This window comes from Streptomyces sp. NPDC003077, assembly GCF_040611095.1.
Lineage (GTDB): Bacteria > Actinomycetota > Actinomycetes > Streptomycetales > Streptomycetaceae > Streptomyces.
Map to the genome: position 1 here is coordinate 1 of NZ_JBEXNM010000086.1, position 15,134 is coordinate 15,134.

The window sequence follows — 15,134 nt, forward strand, 5'->3', positions numbered from 1 at the left end:
CTAGCGCGCGCCCAAGACGAGGCCCACGCGGGGGACCCCGGCCCGACCCGGCCCGGGCCGGTTAAGGGCCGGGCACCGTGTTGGCCCGGGCCGGGTGCCGGTGTGCGACTGCTGGGCCGGGGCGGGTGGGGGCGGTGGCGATGTGCGCGTCCCCGGCCCGGGAACGTGGTCAGAAGGTCACGTCGGAGCAGGCGTAGAAGGCGTTGCCGGTGTCGGCGATGGTCCAGACGCCGAGGATGAGGTGGCGGCCGGTCTTCTGGGGCAGGACGCCGGCGTGGGTGACCGTGGAGCCGGGCAGACGGCCGCCGAAGGGCACCGTGAGGAAGGGCTGGAGGTCCAGGTCGGCCCTGGTCAGCGGCTTGGTGGGGTCCCAGCCGTCCTTGGTGATGTAGTAGCGGAAGTCGGTGGTGGCGTGACGGGCGGCGATCCGCCAGGTGAAGTTGTAGCTCTGACCGGCGGTCAGCTTGGTGGCCGGCCAGTTGCCGCCTCGCGGGTCGTCCAGTTCGGAGAAGCGCCCGATGCCACCCGCGCAGATGCGCCCGTCGGCGGGGCCGCGCGCGGGGAATCCCTTGGGCCCCTCCACGCTCGGCGGCTCCCACTGGATCTGTCCGCAGCCTCGGACGGTGCCGTTGCCGCACAGTTGCTGGCGGCTGACGGGCGAGTTCGTGTAGCCGTGGCCCTGGGCGCTGCCGCTGGTGGCGAGGACGGCCGTACCGGCGAGGCCGAGGCCGAGGAGTAACGAGGTGAGCTTCCTGCGCATGGTGTGCTCCCGTGGTCCGGGGTTGCGGATGGGACGAACGCGCGCCGGGCACACTGCCGGGTCGAACGGTGAGGACGAGGCGGCAGCGCGGATACGACCGGAGGACACACGTCCGAATGCGGTCTAGACCAAGTCCGAGACTAGTCCGGCGACTTGAGCATGTCCATATCAATGACGTCCATATCGATGACGCCCCCGGGACGCGCGGAGCGCCCTGAGCGCCACCGCGTACCGCACCGCCTCCGGCTTGAGCACCCCCAGGCATGCCCGGATCTGCCCAGCTCCGCCCGGCTCTGCTCGATAGTGGGCACCGGCAGCCGAGCGCTCCCGAACTCCCTCCCTTCCCCAGCCATAGCGCCTGGAGCTGCGGTGTCAGGCTGCCCGGCCGCGCCGACCGGGACCGGCTCACCAGGGTTCGGGCCCGGCCTTCCGCGAGCGCATGAGCCGCTTGGCGGCTGCGGAGTCAGGTACGACCTTGACCAGTTCCCACTTCACGCCGGTCCAGCTCAGCACCATCCAGCACAGCACCGCCCGGGACAGCTCCGGGTCCGGATGTCCGGCGCGGAGTGGCCCGTGCCGCAGTGTGACGCTCGCATCCGGCCCGGCTGGTACGTACGGGCCATCAGGCGCCGTCCCCACCGGCGGCGCGCATCTTCGGACCAGTCGGCCATCGTCGCCCTCCTGGTCTTCGTCGGGCCCACCGGGCTCGTCGGACCCAGGCTCATCGGGCCCGCCAGGCTCATCGGGCTCCATGATGGAAAAGAGGCTGAAAGGGACTTATATTGCCGTCCCTTCCTCCATGCCCCCTCCGTCCTTTTCGGCATTCTCACGGGCCATGGAACGAGTGCCCCACACCGGCCCCCTCAACTGCCACGGCTTGGCCCCCGCGGAACTTCGTACTGCGGGGCGGCGGGTCAGGTGGGACGGCGACACCATTCGGGCACGGCAGGCACGGCAGGCACGGCAGCGCCGCGTCTCGCAGCAGCCACCAGAGGTCTTCATGGTCCGCTTCCGGTTCCCCGCCGAAGGACAGCACGTGCGGGCCATGACGTCACGAGGCCGCGGACCCGGACTCGTCGGCGTTCGGCGGAAGGGCGGCGGCGAGTTGCTGGGCGAGAGTGCGGGTGCGGGGTGATCGGGTCAGGAGTGATACGGCTTCCTGCTGCTTGTGGTGCAGGGCCTCCACCGCTGTGCGGAGTGCCCGGACGCGTGCGCGCATACGCCATCTGATCTGCCAGGGGTGCCACAGCGCCTGGAGCAGGAGTTGGGCCGTTGCCTCCCGATACTCGGCGCACAGGGACGTCAGCTCGTCGAGCGACTCGCCCAGCACCCCGCCGACGCGCAGGTCGACGAGCCGGATCAGTTCGCACTGCATGGCGCGCTCCTCGCCGCCTCCCGCGAAGTCCAGGACCCTGCGCGGTATGCCCGCCGAGAGCGCCGCCACCACCAGACCCGCGACGGCTTCGCGCAGCGCACGCTCGGCGTCACTGCCGTCCTCCAGTACGGGTGAGAGCCCGAGTTCGCCCGTGGCCGACAGCTGACGCCCCACCATGTACGCGGCGGGGCGTCCGGCGCGGTGCGGCACGATGTCACACACCCCGGCACGGACCAGCCACACGCGTTGAAGCTGCTCCATGACGGCGGCGCGAAGCTGACGACGTTCGTGATTCCTGGCGATGTAGGTGGTCACGGCGGCGCCCACCACACCGCCGGCCGTGGTGTACGCCAAGTCCATCAGGCCGGGCAACTGTCCGCCTCCCCCTGTCGTTGATCCTGCTCGGGAGCCATGATGCCCAGGTCAACGCGCATGATGTAACACATTCCACCGAGGGGGCCTCACACTCGTCCGAGCCTTCCCGGGCGGCTTCCCGGGATTTCTCCGCAGCGGGGAGCGTCCCGGTGGAGGCCCGTCGACAGGCCGTCCAGGGCGCCGAGGCGACGGGCCGCCGTGCCGGAGGCTGGGAGCCAGGGTCGATGTCGACAAGGACGGCCTCATCGCCAAGGAGGAGGAGAGGGACCGGACCTCCAAGGGCGAGGAGCGGATCACCGAGGAGTTCTCGGACTGCGGCATCGATCCCGACATCAAGGCACCGGCCCGCAAGGACGTCGCCAACTGGTCCGAGTATGTCGCGTCGCCCGGCCGCGATTCCTCCGCGAGCGGCTGAGGGGCCGGGTCCGTCGGCGCGGACGGCTGCGGTTCGGGGCGGCCGTGGCGTAGATGCCGGGCCGGGAGCCCCTGGATGACGGTGCTGCATGACGGCGCGGCCCGGTCGTCTCATGAACACCTGGGCGTGCCCGGCGGACGGGCCGTCTCCGTCGGACGCCTCCATCCCCTGCGATCAGCCACCCGCGTTGTTGACCAGCACGTCCAGTCGGCCATATTCCTCGGCCACGTCCGTGATCAACACGGTGATCGAGGACTCCTCCGAGACGTCCGCGACCCGGGTGAGGACGCGCGCACCGGCGGGGGCGTCGGCGGCGGCCTCCTTCAGCCGGTCCTCGCTCCGCCCGACGGCGACCACCGCGGCGCCCTCACGTCCGAAGCGATACGCGGTCGCGGCACCGATGCCGGACCCGCCCCCGGTAACGATCACGACCTTGCCAACGAACCGGTTCCCGTCCACAGACACCCCCCATCCGTATCCGGCCGCGTCCAAGGGCATCACACAGCAGGACTGTTCGGGGTTTTCGGGTGGCCTCCCCCAGCGCCACCAGCGGACGGACTCCCCCTCGGGAACGCGTCGCGCGTCGGTCGTTCCGGCTCGCCGGAATCCCCCGCCGCCTCATCGGCCGCGGAACATCGGCACCCGCTTCATGACCGCGGCGGGCGGTCCACGGCTTCGTCGGGGGCCGGGTTCGTCGTTTCCCTGTGGGTGCTGTACGTGCTGCTGTACGGTCGGCGGTATGTCGAAGTCTGTGACGATCCGGGTGCCCGAGGAGCTCCACGCTCAGTTGCAGGAGCGTGCCGAGGCCGCGGGCACCACGGTGACCGCGCTGATCACCGAGGCCGCGCACAACGCGGTCCGTGATCCTCGTCTGGAAGGCGCCGCGGAGGTCTTCCGCCGATTCGTCGCCGACAACGGGGCCGCTTTCGACGCGGCCTTCCCCGACGACGCCCCCGTCGGCCCGGACACCACCCGCGTTCCGGAGCGGGCGGTCTGAGTGGAGCTCCACATCGACCTGCGCTGGCTCCTGGAGCGCCAGGTGGAGGTCCTGCCCAAGCACCCCTCGGTCCACGACTTCTCCAACCTCGTCGCGGCCGTCGCCCGGCACCGCGTCAACACGCCCCAGGTCGGCGTCACCGTCGACAGCGCCTGGCGCGCGGCTGCCCTGATGCACGCCGTCATCCGGCTGCGCCCCCTCCCGGCCCGCAACGCCCTGTACGGCGCCGCGCTCGTCGTGGCCTACATGGACGCCGCCGGTGAGGCCGTCGCCCCGCCCTACGGTGCGCTGATCGACCTCGCCCGCGACATCGACGCCGGTCACGCCGACGGATACGACGCGGCCGATCGCATCCGCTCCTGGCGCCTCTGAGCACCCACCAGCCGCTCGCAGGTCCGTCGGCTCCCGGCCCTCCCGGCCATGGCGTCACAGCCCGCAGGCAGTCCTCGCTGTCCCTCTGGTCCTCTGGCCCTCTGGTCCTCTGGCAGCCACGACGGCGGAGGAGCCGCGAAGCGCCTCGAACGCTGTGCCTTTGCCGCCGCGGACGCGAAGACGATCCTCCGGGTGACGCAGGTGGCTCCTTGGCCATACGGCACGGCGGCGGTGCCGGATCACGACGGCAGACTCGCGCGTCACAGCGTCACAGCGTCACAGCGTCACAGCGGCACAGCGGCACAGCGGCACAGCGACCTGCACCTCGCCACGAGCAGGCGTGCGCCGACGTGGCGGTCCGTGATCCCGGCCCGCCGGCGTCCAGGCGCAGCCGCGGGGCGTAGTGCAGGTGGCGCCAATGGTCCGATGTATTGGGGGCCGGTTCAGCGGGTGGCGTAGCCGCCGTTGAGGAAGAGGGTCTGTCCGTTGGCCCACCAGCCGTCGGTCAGCAGGTGACGGACCCAGGGAACGATGTCCTCGATCTTGGTGAGGTCGCCGCTCATCGCCGAGGACTTGTGGAACGCGATCGAGTCGTCGTCTTCCGCGGGGTAGAAGAACGGGGTGTCCATCGGGCCCGGGGCGATGTTGTTCACGGAGATGTTCCGGCCGAACAGTTCCTTGGACAGGGCGCGGGCGAAGTGCTCGACCGGGGCCTTGCTGCCGGCGTAGAGGGAGTACAGGCCGGTGTAGGCGGCCAGCAGCGAGGTGACGATCGTAATGATCTTCCCACCGTCGGCCATCCGCCGGGCGGCCTCGCGCATCACGAAGAACGCGGCCTTGGAGTTGACCGCGAACATCCGGTCGTACTCCTCCTCCGTGATCTCCGTGAGCGGCTTCCTCAGCACCATGCCGGCGGTGTTGATGCTGTAGTCCAGCTTTCCGAACCGGTTCACGACCTCGTCGAAGACCCGCTCGACCTCGGTGACCCGCGTCAGGTCGGCCTGGATCGCGAACGCCTCACCGGGCCCGGCGTCGATCCGCGCGACCACCTCCTCGGCCTGGGCCCGGGAGGAGTCGCTGTTGTAGTGCACGGCCACCCGCGCGCCCTCGGCGCCCAGCGTCGTACTGATCAGGCCGCCCAGGTTGCGGGACGCGCCGCCGACGAAGGCGACCTTGCCTCTGAGCGTCTTGTCCGGGGTACTGACCATGACGGCCTCCTTGCTCGTGCTCGTGCTCGTACTCGTGCGTCGGACTTGCTTGTGTGCCGGACTTGCTCGTGTGCCGGTGATCCGCCCGCGGACGACAGGCCGGTCACCTCGCCGAACACCGAACACCGAACGCCGAACACTGAACGCCGATCACCGAATACCGATCGACAGCCGCGGAGCCGGAAGCCACGGAGTCGCGCGCCTTGGAGCGCGCACCGGTGTGGTGCGCACCGACAGGGCCGGGATCGCCGACAAACGGGTGGCACGCTCCCCCGGCTCCACCCCCAGCACACCAGCGGCGGGCACATCGGTCACGAGGTACGGGCCGTCCGCAGCAATGGGGCCACTCCCCAGAGGGAGCGGTGATTTCCGCCTGGGCCGCCTCATGTGCTGCTGCGGGCTCCATCCGGCCGGGAGCCCGTCGCCCCCCGCGCGCCACGACAGCCGTTCAGGTCAGCCCGGTCCGCGAGCAGCGGGGGCCGTCGGGCTCCGCTTGCCTGACGCGCCCGGACGACATCTCCGGTCGCACCGGCGACGAGGACGGCGCCGCCGTCACACTCGGCGGCGAGCCGGGTGAGCGCCCCGTAGGCGGGGCTGTTCGGGCGCCAGGTGTGGGAGGACGTCGGGGCGTGCGGGTCGACGGGGACGCGGTCGATCTCGGTGGAACTCCGCCCTTCTAGCGGAAGACCGTCAGGTCAGACCCTCCATCGCGGCCTCGGTGCCCAGGGCGATGAGCATGTGGGACTTACCCGGCTGCGGAGTGCCGATCGGTCTGGCGCTCGCGGCCGTCGTCGCCTGTGCGATGCCACCTCCTCCGCTCGGCCCGGGGCCCGCCACCCCGCCTCCGGCGGTACCTACGTCTACGGCCGGAGGCGTCCCAGCGGCTTGAGGGCTGTCTCGCCGGGCGGGGTCTCGTGCCGGGCGGGGTTTCGTGGTTGCTGGGGTTTCGTGGTTGCTGGGGTCTCGTGGTTGCTGGGGTCTCGTGGCTGGCGGGGTCTCGTGGCGGGAAAGACCGCTTCCCGCGCGGCGGTGGCGCTCGCGGTCGGCTCGTGCGTGCGGTCCGGTGGCTGGGCCGGCCGCTTCGGGGTCTGGTCCGCTTTCTGTGACGTGACCGCAGCGAGTCGGCTTGTGGGCGCCGGTACGAGCCGACGGCATCCCTTGCCGGTCGCCGTGAGGTCGCGGCTTCAGGATTTCCGTTCGCCGGTCTTCGTCTGGTCGCGTCCGACGGACTCCATGAAGTCCAGCATGCGGTGATTCACTCTGGCGGCATGGTCTATCTGCGGCCCGTGGCCTGTGCCGCCGACGATCTCGACCCGGGAGCCCGGTACCAGCCGGGGAACGCGCTCGGCCTGCCGCTGCGGATGCAGCAACAGGCTGCGCTGTCCGATCACCAGGTACAGCGGCGTGCGGATGCCGGCCAGTTCGGCATCGGACAGGGGCAGTGGTGCCGGGCGGCGGATGCGGAAGGCGCGTCTGCCGGCCTGAATCATGGCGCGCAGTTCCGGTACGACCAGTACGGGTTGGTCGAGCCAGGCCGCGAGCCGGGGCCGCAGCGCTTGGGGGGCGAAGGTGGCGAAGAAACTGAGGAAGATCCAGACGAAGAAGCGCAGCCCGACCTTCTCCAGGCCACCGGGGTCGAGAAGGGTGGCCGAGGCGAGGCGTGCGGGCTTGCGGTGTGCCTGGTTCAGGGTGAGCCAGCCGCCGTAGGAGGAGCCGACGAGGTGTACCTGGTCGAGTCCGAGCCCGGCCAGGGTTTCGTCCAGCCACTGTGCGGCGCGCTCGGGCTGGTGGATCGGGAGGCGCTGCACGCTGCGGCCGGGATCCCCCGGGGTGTCGAGCGCGTAGACCGGACGCGCGGCACTCAGTGCGGGGGTGTTCGGGTACCACATGGCCGAGCAGGAGCCCGCGCCGTGCAGGAGGACGATGGGGGTGCGGTCGCGGGCGGCCTCATCGGTGGGGTCGTAACGGTAGACGTGCGTGGTGCCGAAGGATGTCTCCACCGTCTGCTCCGCGGAGGCGGTGGCCCCCAGCGCGTAGACCGCGTCGCACGCTGCGAAGTGCCGCTCGCGTAAGGCGTCACTGAGGTAGCGGCCGACATCAGCCGGGGGACGCGGGACGGATTCGGGCACGGCTGCCTCCGAGGGACCGAAGTGGTTCGTGATACGAACGTACCACGTTTATGGTACGGCTGTACCAATGCGAGGCTGGGACGCAGCCTCGACCGTGTCGGCTTGTGGAAGTGGAGAAACGGATCGTGCCCAAGCGGGTGGACCATGCGGAACGCCGAACCGAGATCGCGGAGGCGCTGGTCCGTGCCTCCGGGCGACTCGGCCTTCACGCGGTGGGGATGCGTGACGTGGCGACGGAGGCAGGAGTGTCCCTGCGGCTGGTGCAGTACTACTTCGAGACCAAGGAGAAGCTGCTCCTGTTCGGGCTGCGGCACCTCACGGAACGCTTCGGGCAGCGGGTGGCCGCCCGCGTCCGGGCCGCCGGGGACGATCCGGGACCGCGCGCGATCGTCGAGGCCCTGCTGTGGGCAGCGCTGCCCACCGACGAGGAAAGCCGGGTGTTCCACCACCTCTACACCTCCTACGCGGTCCTGGCGATCACCGACGAGACGCTCGCGGCCCAGCCGTACATCAAGGAACCCGACACCGCCGAGGCGACCGTCACCAAGCTGCTCACACAGGCGGCGACGGACGGGCAGCTGCGGCCCGGAACGGATCCGCACACGGAGGCGATCGGCTTGCTGGCCATGTCCGCAGGTCTGGGCACCAGCGTCCTGGTGGGCCAACGCAGCGCCGAATCCGCCGCCGCGGTCCTCACCTACCGCCTCGACCGCATCTTCCTCACCCCTGCGCACCAGACGCGGACGTAGCCATCGGCGCACAACTCGGCCTTCGCCTGCGAGTTATCCAGGAGACCCCCGGCGGGAGAAGCACACCTCGCAGTCCCGTCGCACGCCTCCAAGTGGCGTCGCAAGGAGCTGACATCGGAAATTCGATCAGGTGGCGACTCCCTCAGTCATTTCTGAACGGCCCCCGCAGTCAGGCTCTGGTCCATTTCGTGTGGTCGCGTACGTAGCGTGACTGTCGATCTCCTCGTGAGGCTGGCTGAGATAGCCCGAAAATCGCCCGGTCGGTGTGCAGTGTGGCCGACAGTGCTGCGCCGTGAACGAAGTAAGGCCGGAACTTGATGAGTTGCTGTTCCCCTCGCTGGAGAACGTGTTGGTGGAGTCGGTCGAGGCAACCGACATGGTCGTCCGGATCGAGGCCCTGAGCACTGCTCGGCAGGCGACCTGCCCTGGCTGCGGGTACTTGTCGGGGCGAATACACGGCTCCTATCTGCGGTTCCCTCACGATCTACCGACGGCGGGCAAGTCCGTCGTGGTGGCATTGAGGGTGCGCCGGTTCGTCTGCGCGGAGGGCTCCTGTTCGCGCAAGACTTTCACCGAGCAGGTGCCGGGGCTCGCCCGCCGGTTCGGCCGGCGGACGGAACGGCTGCGATCGACGCTCATCTCGATCGGCCTCGCGCTCGCGGGCCGGGCCGGGGCCCGCATGACGGACGTCTTCGGAGCGCTGGTCAGTCGAAATACCCTGCTGAGGCTGATCGCCTCGCTGCCCGAACCTCCCGTCGCGGAGCCTCGCGTGGTCGGCGTGGACGAGTACGCCCAGCGCAAGGGCCACGTCTACGGAACTGTGCTTGTCAACGTCGAGACACGTCGCCCGATCGATCTCCTGCCGGGTCGGGAGGCGGACACGCTGGCGGCCTGGCTCGCCGAGAGGCCCGGCATCGAGATCGTCTGCCGAGATCGAGCCCCCTTCTTCGCCGGGGGCGCGACCCGTGGCGCCCCACAGGCCATACATATCGCGGACCGGTGGCACCTCTGGCACAACCTGGGCGAAGCCGCCGAGAAGTGCGTCTACCGACACCGCGGTTGCCTGCACCTCACACCAGCACCGCCTGATGATCCACCAAAGGAGGCGGAGCCGACTGCGTCATCGCCCTGGCCGACCGGCCACCGGTTCGCCGAACGCACCCGCGCCAAGCACGCCACCATCCACGCGCTCCTCGCCGCCGGCCACAGCAAGCGGTCCGTCGCCCGGCAGCTCGGCATGACGCTCAACACGATCCTGCGCTTCTCCCGGGCCGCCACACCGGAGGAGCTGTTCACTGGCCAGCGGCAAAGCCGGGCGACCAAGCTCGACGCCTACAAGCCCCACCTCGACCTGCGCTGGCAAGAAGGCTGCACCAACGCCTGGAAGCTGTGGGAGGAGAGCAGAGAGCAGGGCTACCCAGACGGCTACGGCAACGTTCGCGACTACGTCAGCAGGACTCTGCGCGGCAAACCCCAGCCGGTCGGCCCCCAGCCGCCATCGGCCCGCGCCGTGACCCGCTGGCTCCTGACCCACCCGGACGCCCTGGTCGAGAGCTACCGGATCCAGCTTAAGGCCGTGCTGGCCAACTGCCCCGAGCTGGACGTTCTTGCCAAGCACGTGCGGACCTTCGCCCACATGGTCACCGACCTGCAAGGCGACCAACTGCCAGAGTGGATCGAATCAGCCAGAGCAGCTACCGGCCTGCCCAGTCTTAAGTAGCTGTGCCATATCCCCTGATCAGTGACTGCCTGTGGTGATCAGGCGGGACCTATGAGGGAGAAGCGGCGAGCGGTCTTTGGGAGGCCATCCACCGTTCAGGGGTGACGACAGCGGTCACCGTGCAAAGCCCCGCATCGCCTGGCGAGCCCGTTCCCGTCAGAGGGGTGCGAGGAGCATGAGGATTTCGTCGCGATCATCTCCAGGGGCAAGACGGAGGGCGTCGGGCCAGCGGCCGATTTCTTTCCAGCCGAGCCGCCCGTAGAAGTCTTCCAGCCCCACTCCGCCGCGTGCGGTTAGGTGCAGGTGCTCCAAGCGCATCTCGTCCCGGGCGACCTGGCGGACGCGTTCCATCAGCGCGACACCGACACCGCGGCCGCGAACGCGGGGATGTGTCTGGACATGATGCAGCGTTCCCCAGTGGGCGATGAGGGCAAAGGGGTCGCGTCGTATGTTGAGCCATCCCGCCACCTCGCCCTCCACCAGGGCCACCAGCAGACGGCAGGTATCCGGGGCGAGGCTGGTGATGATGGTGTCGAGAGCGGGGGCTGCCTGCTGGGCGTCGATGGGCGGAAACGGGAAGCCGGCCGCCCCGCCGGCGTTGGTGACGTCGACCCAGCAGTTGATCAGGGCCTGGCGGAGCCGGGCGTCGACCGTGCGGGGAGAGGTGACCTGGCGCAGTTTCAAGGAATCGTTGTGCATCCCGGGAGTGTGGCACCGCCCGCTGACAAGAGCCCCGGAGCAGACCGGGGCGTCAGCTGCTGGTCAGTGGAGAGCCGCGGCTGCGAGGCGAACGGTGTGCGGGTACAGCCGCAGGCGTATGGGCTTGGGAGGCCTCACCGCCGCCTCGGATTTGACGGGGCGGGAGGTGGTGCGGGGTGGCCGTGGGGGCCGGGTGAGGCGGCGGACCATGAGGGTGATCATGGTCCAGGTGAGGTAGGCCTCGTTGTGCGAGATCGTGCGTTCGTAGTCCCGTACGTTTCTTCGGGCTCTCATGATCCAGGAGAACGCCCGCTCCACCCGCCACCGCTTGGCCAGGACCGCGAAGCCGTCCTGGTCCTTGCGGCGGGGGACGGGGTGCAGGGTGATGCCGAGGAAGGACTTCGACCAGCCGACGAGGTCGCCGCCGTAGGCGGAATCCGCCCAGGCGACCGTCACCTCCGGGTGGGTGAGGCGGAGGCGGAAGAGCATGTCTCGGGCCGGGGCGTCGTCGCGGTTGGTGGCGGGGGCGACCATGACCGCCAGCGGCATGCCGCGCATGTCGACGACCAGGTGCCGCTTGCGGCCGTTGATCTTCTTTCCGGCGTCGAAGCCGCGGGTGGCCGCTCCCACCGTCTCGGCGCCCTTGACGGACTGGGAATCCAGGATCACCGCCACGGTGCGGGGGTTGATCCCGTCGTGGACACGGACGCGTTCGTGCAGCTCGGCATGGAGGCGGGCCAAGACGCCGCTGTCCCGCCAACGCTGAAAAAAATCCGAAAACCGTGCGCCAGGGGATGCCGAAGTCGACCGGCACGGCCCGCCACTTCACTCCATTGTCGTTCACGTACCGGATGGCGTCGATCGCGTTGCGGCGGGGGTGCTTCTCGGGTCGTCCTCCGGTGGGCTGGGTGCAGGCCGGTGGCGGCAGCAGCGGTTCGAGGATGGCCCATTCGGCTCCGTGGTGTCGCTGGGGTAGTGCCGCTCGCGCGGAGCCGAGGCCTCGGGGTGGGTGCGGGTCATGTCAGCGTTCCATGCGGGTGAGGACTTCCAGGGTGGCCTTGACCCCGCCGAGCTGTTCGAGGACCAGGCGGGCCCACTCGTCCTGGGGCAGCCGTCTGGCGTGCGGGCCGACGGCGGCCTCGATGAAGTTGGTGATGCGGGTCAGCTCGATGGTGAAGACCGCGCGTTCGTAGGTGATCCAGACCTCGGGGTCCTCGGAGAGCTGGAAACCGTCGGTGCGGTGGTAGGTCACCGGGGGGAGCCCGTCTCGGATGGCGAACTTGCGCAGGTAGCGGATGCCGGCCCAGACCTGGGCAGGGGTGCGTTTGGTGATGGAAGGACAGCCCGACGGCCTCGGTGAACAGGCGTAACGAGTCCTCCGCCCCCAGGTCCTCGCCCTCGGCCAGCGCCATGTTCCCGCCGTGCGTACGCAACGGCGCTATCTCCAGGGCGATGTCGTCGAGCGCGAACTGGCAGCGGGTCTCACCTGCACCAGCCTGAGCGACTCGGTCACCAGTGCCTCGAAACGGTCACGCAGCACACTGCCCACTGACTGGGTCACGACTCTCACCCCCGGACGGGCCGAAGGGCCGGCACTCCACCGGCCGGGGAAGCTCCGGCCCGCTCGTACTCGACAGGGTCCGCTGCTGTCCCCGTGGTCACCTCAGCCGACCGAAAGTCCCCCACCCGGCAACCGAATCAAGCCACCCTCACTCGAACACCCACCCATCCCGCCTCATTAGCGAACGAACCTGCCCACCCGCCACAGACAGTCACTGATCAGGGGATATGGCACAGCTACTAACCGGTTCGCCCACCACCTCGAACGCGACCTAGACGCCGTCGTCGCCGGACTCTCCCAACCGTGGAACTCCGGTGTCGTCGAGGGCCATGTCAACCGAATCAAGATGCAAGCACCAGACGTTCGGTCGCGCAGGATTCGAGCTCCTCCGCAAGCACGTCCTGCTCGCCAAATGACTATGTCGGCGGGCCTAATCCGACTGCCGGTGATCGTCATCGATCCTGCGGGGCATCACGCCGAGGATCAGGTTTTCGAGGGCGTGCGGCATTGGCCCGAAACTGGCAACCCAGGTCTCGACAAGGTAGGTCTCACTGCTCTCATCGATACCGAGAAAGAAACGGCCGTGATCGAGCTCGCCGAGCGGGAAGAGACGTCTCCCCAAGAAGACGCTCCACTCGGAGAACCGGTCATCCTCCCCCCAAGCCAGCTCCGGGTCCAGCTCGAATGGTTCCCGGGCACGGTTGACTCCCGGCCCACCGATGCTCACGGTCAGCCCTCCGAACTCCTGGAGAAACCTCTCCGCAGCGTCGTGCATGACGATGCCGACCGCTTCGAACATGGACCGCCAGCCGGTCGTGTCGACCCGCCTGCCCGCCGTCCATCCGGAAGCCTTCAGGACCTCAAGCACCTCCAGCGACCACTCGCTCATGACAGGCCCAGCCCCCAGCTTGACACATGAGGCGATCATCCCAGCAGACGACCCGAGGGAGAACGGCGTGTGACCGCACCACACGAAGTGGACCAGAGCCCGCAGTCACGCGCACAGCCATCACCGGCCTTGCCTCCCCCCCGCGTCGGATACGGCCCGGCCCGTCACCGAGGACGACGTCGCGATGGGCGGGGTATTCCGGGCCGCGAGCCCGCTGTTCCTCGCGTTCGCCGGGTGCGCGCATCGCCGCCCTCGGGGAGGGGTCCGCTTGCCTGAGTGCTGCGCCATCCCCGGGCCGTCCTGCTCGCGCTCGGCGTCACCTCCGGCCGCCTGCGTGGCCGTCGCCATCGCCGTCGTGTCGGTCCTGGGGCCGACGGGGACCGACGAGGGCCGACGGGGGCCGCTGCGGCGTTGCCGGGCGCGGCCCGGCGGTACGCGGCCGTTCGCCCGGGGAACGGGCCGCGCTCGCTTCGTACGGCTGGCGGATGGCCGATTTTGTACGGCTTGGGGATGGCCGACGGCGAAGGAGGCGGGCGGCGCGTACTCGACCGCCTCCTTCGCCTACGGCGAGAGGGGCACGGCGGTCAGCCGGCCGTGGCGGCGAAGGGGCCGCCGTCGCCGAACGCGAGCCGCCCGAAGTTCTCGGCGATGCGGCGGTGACCCGCGGAGTCGGGGTGCACCTCGTCGGGGAGCGGGTGTTCGGCGTAGTCCGCCTCGCCGTACAGGTCGCGGCCGTCGAGGTAGTGCAGGTTCGGGTCGTCGGCCGTCCGCTGGGAGACGATGCGGGCGAGTTCGTCGCGGATGACGTTGAGGGTCAGGCGCCCGGCGGCGCGTTCGGCGGGGTCGCCGGTCGCCTTGAAGCGCAGGGTGCCGCCGTCGAAGTCGGGGGCGAGGGGGCCGGGCGTGTCCTCCTGGACGGGGCACAGGATGGGGGACACGACCAGCAGCGGCGTGCTCGGGTGTCCCTCGCGGAGGGTGTCGAGGAAGCCGTGGACCGCGGGGCCGAAGGCGCGCAGGCGCATGACGTCGCCGTTGACGATGTTGATGCCGATCTTGACGCTGATCAGGTCCGCGGGGGTGTCCCGCATCGCACGGGCGGTGAACGGGTCCAGCAGCGCGCTGCCGCCGAACCCCATGTTGACCAGTTCCACCCCGCCGTGGGCGGCTGCCAGGGCCGGCCAGATGGCGGTGGGGTGGGTGGCGTTCGAGCCGTGGCTGATGGAGCTGCCGTGGTGCAGCCACACCCGGCGCCCGCTGTCCGGCGCCGGCGTGATGGGGGCGTCGGTGCGCAGGGCGATCACCTCGGTGATCTCCGAGTGCGGGAGCCAGATCTCGACGTCCTTCTCCCGCGCGGGCAGGTCGGTGAACCGGGCGGTGCCGGCAGGCCCCGGCGACAGTTCGGAGGTCTGGGTGAACATGTCGGTGATCGTGCGCACATTGCCGCCGGCCACCGTGGCCTGGGCGGCGAGACGGCCGTCGACCAGCAGGTCGTAGACGCCGTCCGCCGGGGCCGGGAGACCTCGGTAAACGCGCTTGGTGGGCAGCGTGTCCAGTTCGATCGTGGTGGCCCGGGTGCGGAAGACCACCCGCACGCCTGAGGGCTGGGCCTCGACCACGGCCAGTTGGTCGTCCGGGATCTGCCGGCGTGCCCGGGCGGGCAGCCGGTGCGGCAGCAGACCGTGCGCGGTCGCTTCCACGTCGAGGTAACCCCGCAGGAGGTCGGCGGTGACGGGGGTGGTGATCATGTCGTGCCTCGTGTTCATTGCTTCAGCCGGTTGGTCTGTGGGTCCGGCGGGTGCGGATGCGTGGGTGCCGGAGTGGCGGTGCCGGGGTGACGATGCCGGGATGGCGGTGCCGGAGTGGCGGTGCCGGAGTGGCGGTGCCG

14 protein-coding genes and 4 pseudogenes are annotated in these 15,134 nt (G+C 69.9%); 6 read left to right on the forward strand and 12 right to left on the reverse strand.

Annotated elements, in window-relative coordinates; genetic code table 11:
* Window positions 1-169: 169 nt before the first annotated feature.
* From ABZX96_RS34075 to ABZX96_RS34090, 4 genes are all read right to left on the reverse strand, one after another.
* Window positions 170-760 (reverse strand): lytic polysaccharide monooxygenase auxiliary activity family 9 protein, encoded by a 591-nt coding sequence (locus ABZX96_RS34075; protein WP_355552117.1) that lies wholly within the window; start codon window positions 758-760, stop codon window positions 170-172.
* Window positions 761-1,165: 405 nt separating this feature from the next.
* Complete coding sequence (locus ABZX96_RS34080) at window positions 1,166-1,399, reverse strand: DUF6087 family protein (protein ID WP_355552119.1); 234 nt, start codon at window positions 1,397-1,399, stop codon at window positions 1,166-1,168.
* Between the two features lie 412 nt (window positions 1,400-1,811).
* Window positions 1,812-2,507 (reverse strand): hypothetical protein, encoded by a 696-nt coding sequence (locus ABZX96_RS34085; RefSeq protein WP_355552122.1) that lies wholly within the window; start codon window positions 2,505-2,507, stop codon window positions 1,812-1,814.
* A 592-nt stretch (window positions 2,508-3,099) separates the two neighbouring features.
* On the reverse strand, window positions 3,100-3,390 hold the full coding sequence (locus tag ABZX96_RS34090) for an SDR family oxidoreductase (protein WP_355552125.1): 291 nt from the start codon (window positions 3,388-3,390) through the stop codon (window positions 3,100-3,102).
* A 274-nt stretch (window positions 3,391-3,664) separates the two neighbouring features.
* Here ABZX96_RS34090 and ABZX96_RS34095 point away from each other — a divergent pair, with 274 nt between their 5' ends.
* The gene (locus ABZX96_RS34095) at window positions 3,665-3,922 is read left to right on the forward strand and encodes a ribbon-helix-helix protein, CopG family (RefSeq protein WP_355552127.1); all 258 of its coding nucleotides are present in this window, start codon (window positions 3,665-3,667) and stop codon (window positions 3,920-3,922) included.
* A complete protein-coding gene (locus ABZX96_RS34100) occupies window positions 3,923-4,294 on the forward strand; it encodes a toxin Doc (protein WP_355552129.1) in 372 nt (123 codons plus the stop codon).
* A gap of 443 nt (window positions 4,295-4,737) precedes the next feature.
* Here the strand turns inward: ABZX96_RS34100 and ABZX96_RS34105 are convergent, their stop codons facing one another.
* The gene (locus ABZX96_RS34105; RefSeq protein WP_355552131.1) at window positions 4,738-5,502 is read right to left on the reverse strand and encodes an SDR family oxidoreductase; all 765 of its coding nucleotides are present in this window, start codon (window positions 5,500-5,502) and stop codon (window positions 4,738-4,740) included.
* Between the two features lie 751 nt (window positions 5,503-6,253).
* Here ABZX96_RS34105 and ABZX96_RS34110 point away from each other — a divergent pair.
* Window positions 6,254-6,558, forward strand: a pseudogene (locus ABZX96_RS34110) (hypothetical protein); the annotation flags it as partial.
* A 128-nt stretch (window positions 6,559-6,686) separates the two neighbouring features.
* On the opposite strand, the gene ABZX96_RS34115 reads toward ABZX96_RS34110, so the two are convergent.
* Window positions 6,687-7,631, reverse strand: a complete 945-nt coding sequence (locus ABZX96_RS34115) for an alpha/beta fold hydrolase (RefSeq protein WP_355552134.1) — start codon at window positions 7,629-7,631, stop codon at window positions 6,687-6,689.
* Between the two features lie 125 nt (window positions 7,632-7,756).
* Between ABZX96_RS34115 and ABZX96_RS34120 the strand changes: the two genes are divergently transcribed.
* Entirely contained in the window at window positions 7,757-8,380 is a 624-nt protein-coding gene (locus tag ABZX96_RS34120; protein WP_355552192.1) for a TetR/AcrR family transcriptional regulator, read from the forward strand.
* 292 nt (window positions 8,381-8,672) lie between these two features.
* Window positions 8,673-10,100, forward strand: coding sequence for an ISL3 family transposase (locus ABZX96_RS34125; protein ID WP_355552137.1), 1,428 nt, complete (start codon window positions 8,673-8,675; stop codon window positions 10,098-10,100).
* 156 nt (window positions 10,101-10,256) lie between these two features.
* On the opposite strand, the gene ABZX96_RS34130 is transcribed toward ABZX96_RS34125, so the two are convergent.
* From ABZX96_RS34130 to ABZX96_RS34145, 4 genes and pseudogenes are all read right to left on the reverse strand, one after another.
* Window positions 10,257-10,799, reverse strand: coding sequence for a GNAT family N-acetyltransferase (locus ABZX96_RS34130; RefSeq protein WP_355552139.1), 543 nt, complete (start codon window positions 10,797-10,799; stop codon window positions 10,257-10,259).
* A 63-nt stretch (window positions 10,800-10,862) separates the two neighbouring features.
* A pseudogene (locus tag ABZX96_RS34135) lies at window positions 10,863-11,567 on the reverse strand (IS5 family transposase); the annotation flags it as partial.
* Window positions 11,568-11,619: 52 nt separating this feature from the next.
* Window positions 11,620-11,742: pseudogene (locus ABZX96_RS34140) on the reverse strand (transposase); the annotation flags it as partial.
* 78 nt (window positions 11,743-11,820) lie between these two features.
* Complete coding sequence (locus tag ABZX96_RS34145) at window positions 11,821-12,051, reverse strand: hypothetical protein (RefSeq protein ID WP_355552142.1); 231 nt, start codon at window positions 12,049-12,051, stop codon at window positions 11,821-11,823.
* Between the two features lie 556 nt (window positions 12,052-12,607).
* On the opposite strand from ABZX96_RS34145, the pseudogene ABZX96_RS34150 reads away from it, so the two are divergent.
* Window positions 12,608-12,776 (forward strand): annotated as a pseudogene (locus tag ABZX96_RS34150) (ISL3 family transposase); the annotation flags it as partial.
* 14 nt (window positions 12,777-12,790) lie between these two features.
* On the opposite strand, the gene ABZX96_RS34155 reads toward ABZX96_RS34150, so the two are convergent.
* Both ABZX96_RS34155 and ABZX96_RS34160 read right to left on the reverse strand, forming a co-directional pair.
* On the reverse strand, window positions 12,791-13,249 hold the full coding sequence (locus tag ABZX96_RS34155) for an SUKH-3 domain-containing protein (protein ID WP_355552145.1): 459 nt from the start codon (window positions 13,247-13,249) through the stop codon (window positions 12,791-12,793).
* A 584-nt stretch (window positions 13,250-13,833) separates the two neighbouring features.
* The gene (locus ABZX96_RS34160; RefSeq protein ID WP_355552148.1) at window positions 13,834-15,012 is read right to left on the reverse strand and encodes a GDSL-type esterase/lipase family protein; all 1,179 of its coding nucleotides are present in this window, start codon (window positions 15,010-15,012) and stop codon (window positions 13,834-13,836) included.
* Window positions 15,013-15,134 lie beyond the last annotated feature (122 nt).

Excerpts from the sequence above, each read along its gene's own strand:
- ABZX96_RS34075 (WP_355552117.1), bottom strand. The coding sequence starts at position 760 with ATGCGCAGGAAGCTCACCTCGTTACTCCTCGGCCTCGGCCTCGCCGGT.
- ABZX96_RS34095 (WP_355552127.1), top strand. The coding sequence starts at position 3,665 with ATGTCGAAGTCTGTGACGATCCGGGTGCCCGAGGAGCTCCACGCTCAG.
- ABZX96_RS34105 (WP_355552131.1), bottom strand. The coding sequence starts at position 5,502 with ATGGTCAGTACCCCGGACAAGACGCTCAGAGGCAAGGTCGCCTTCGTC.
- ABZX96_RS34130 (WP_355552139.1), bottom strand. The coding sequence starts at position 10,799 with ATGCACAACGATTCCTTGAAACTGCGCCAGGTCACCTCTCCCCGCACG.
- ABZX96_RS34155 (WP_355552145.1), bottom strand. The coding sequence starts at position 13,249 with ATGAGCGAGTGGTCGCTGGAGGTGCTTGAGGTCCTGAAGGCTTCCGGA.
- ABZX96_RS34160 (WP_355552148.1), bottom strand. The coding sequence starts at position 15,012 with ATGAACACGAGGCACGACATGATCACCACCCCCGTCACCGCCGACCTC.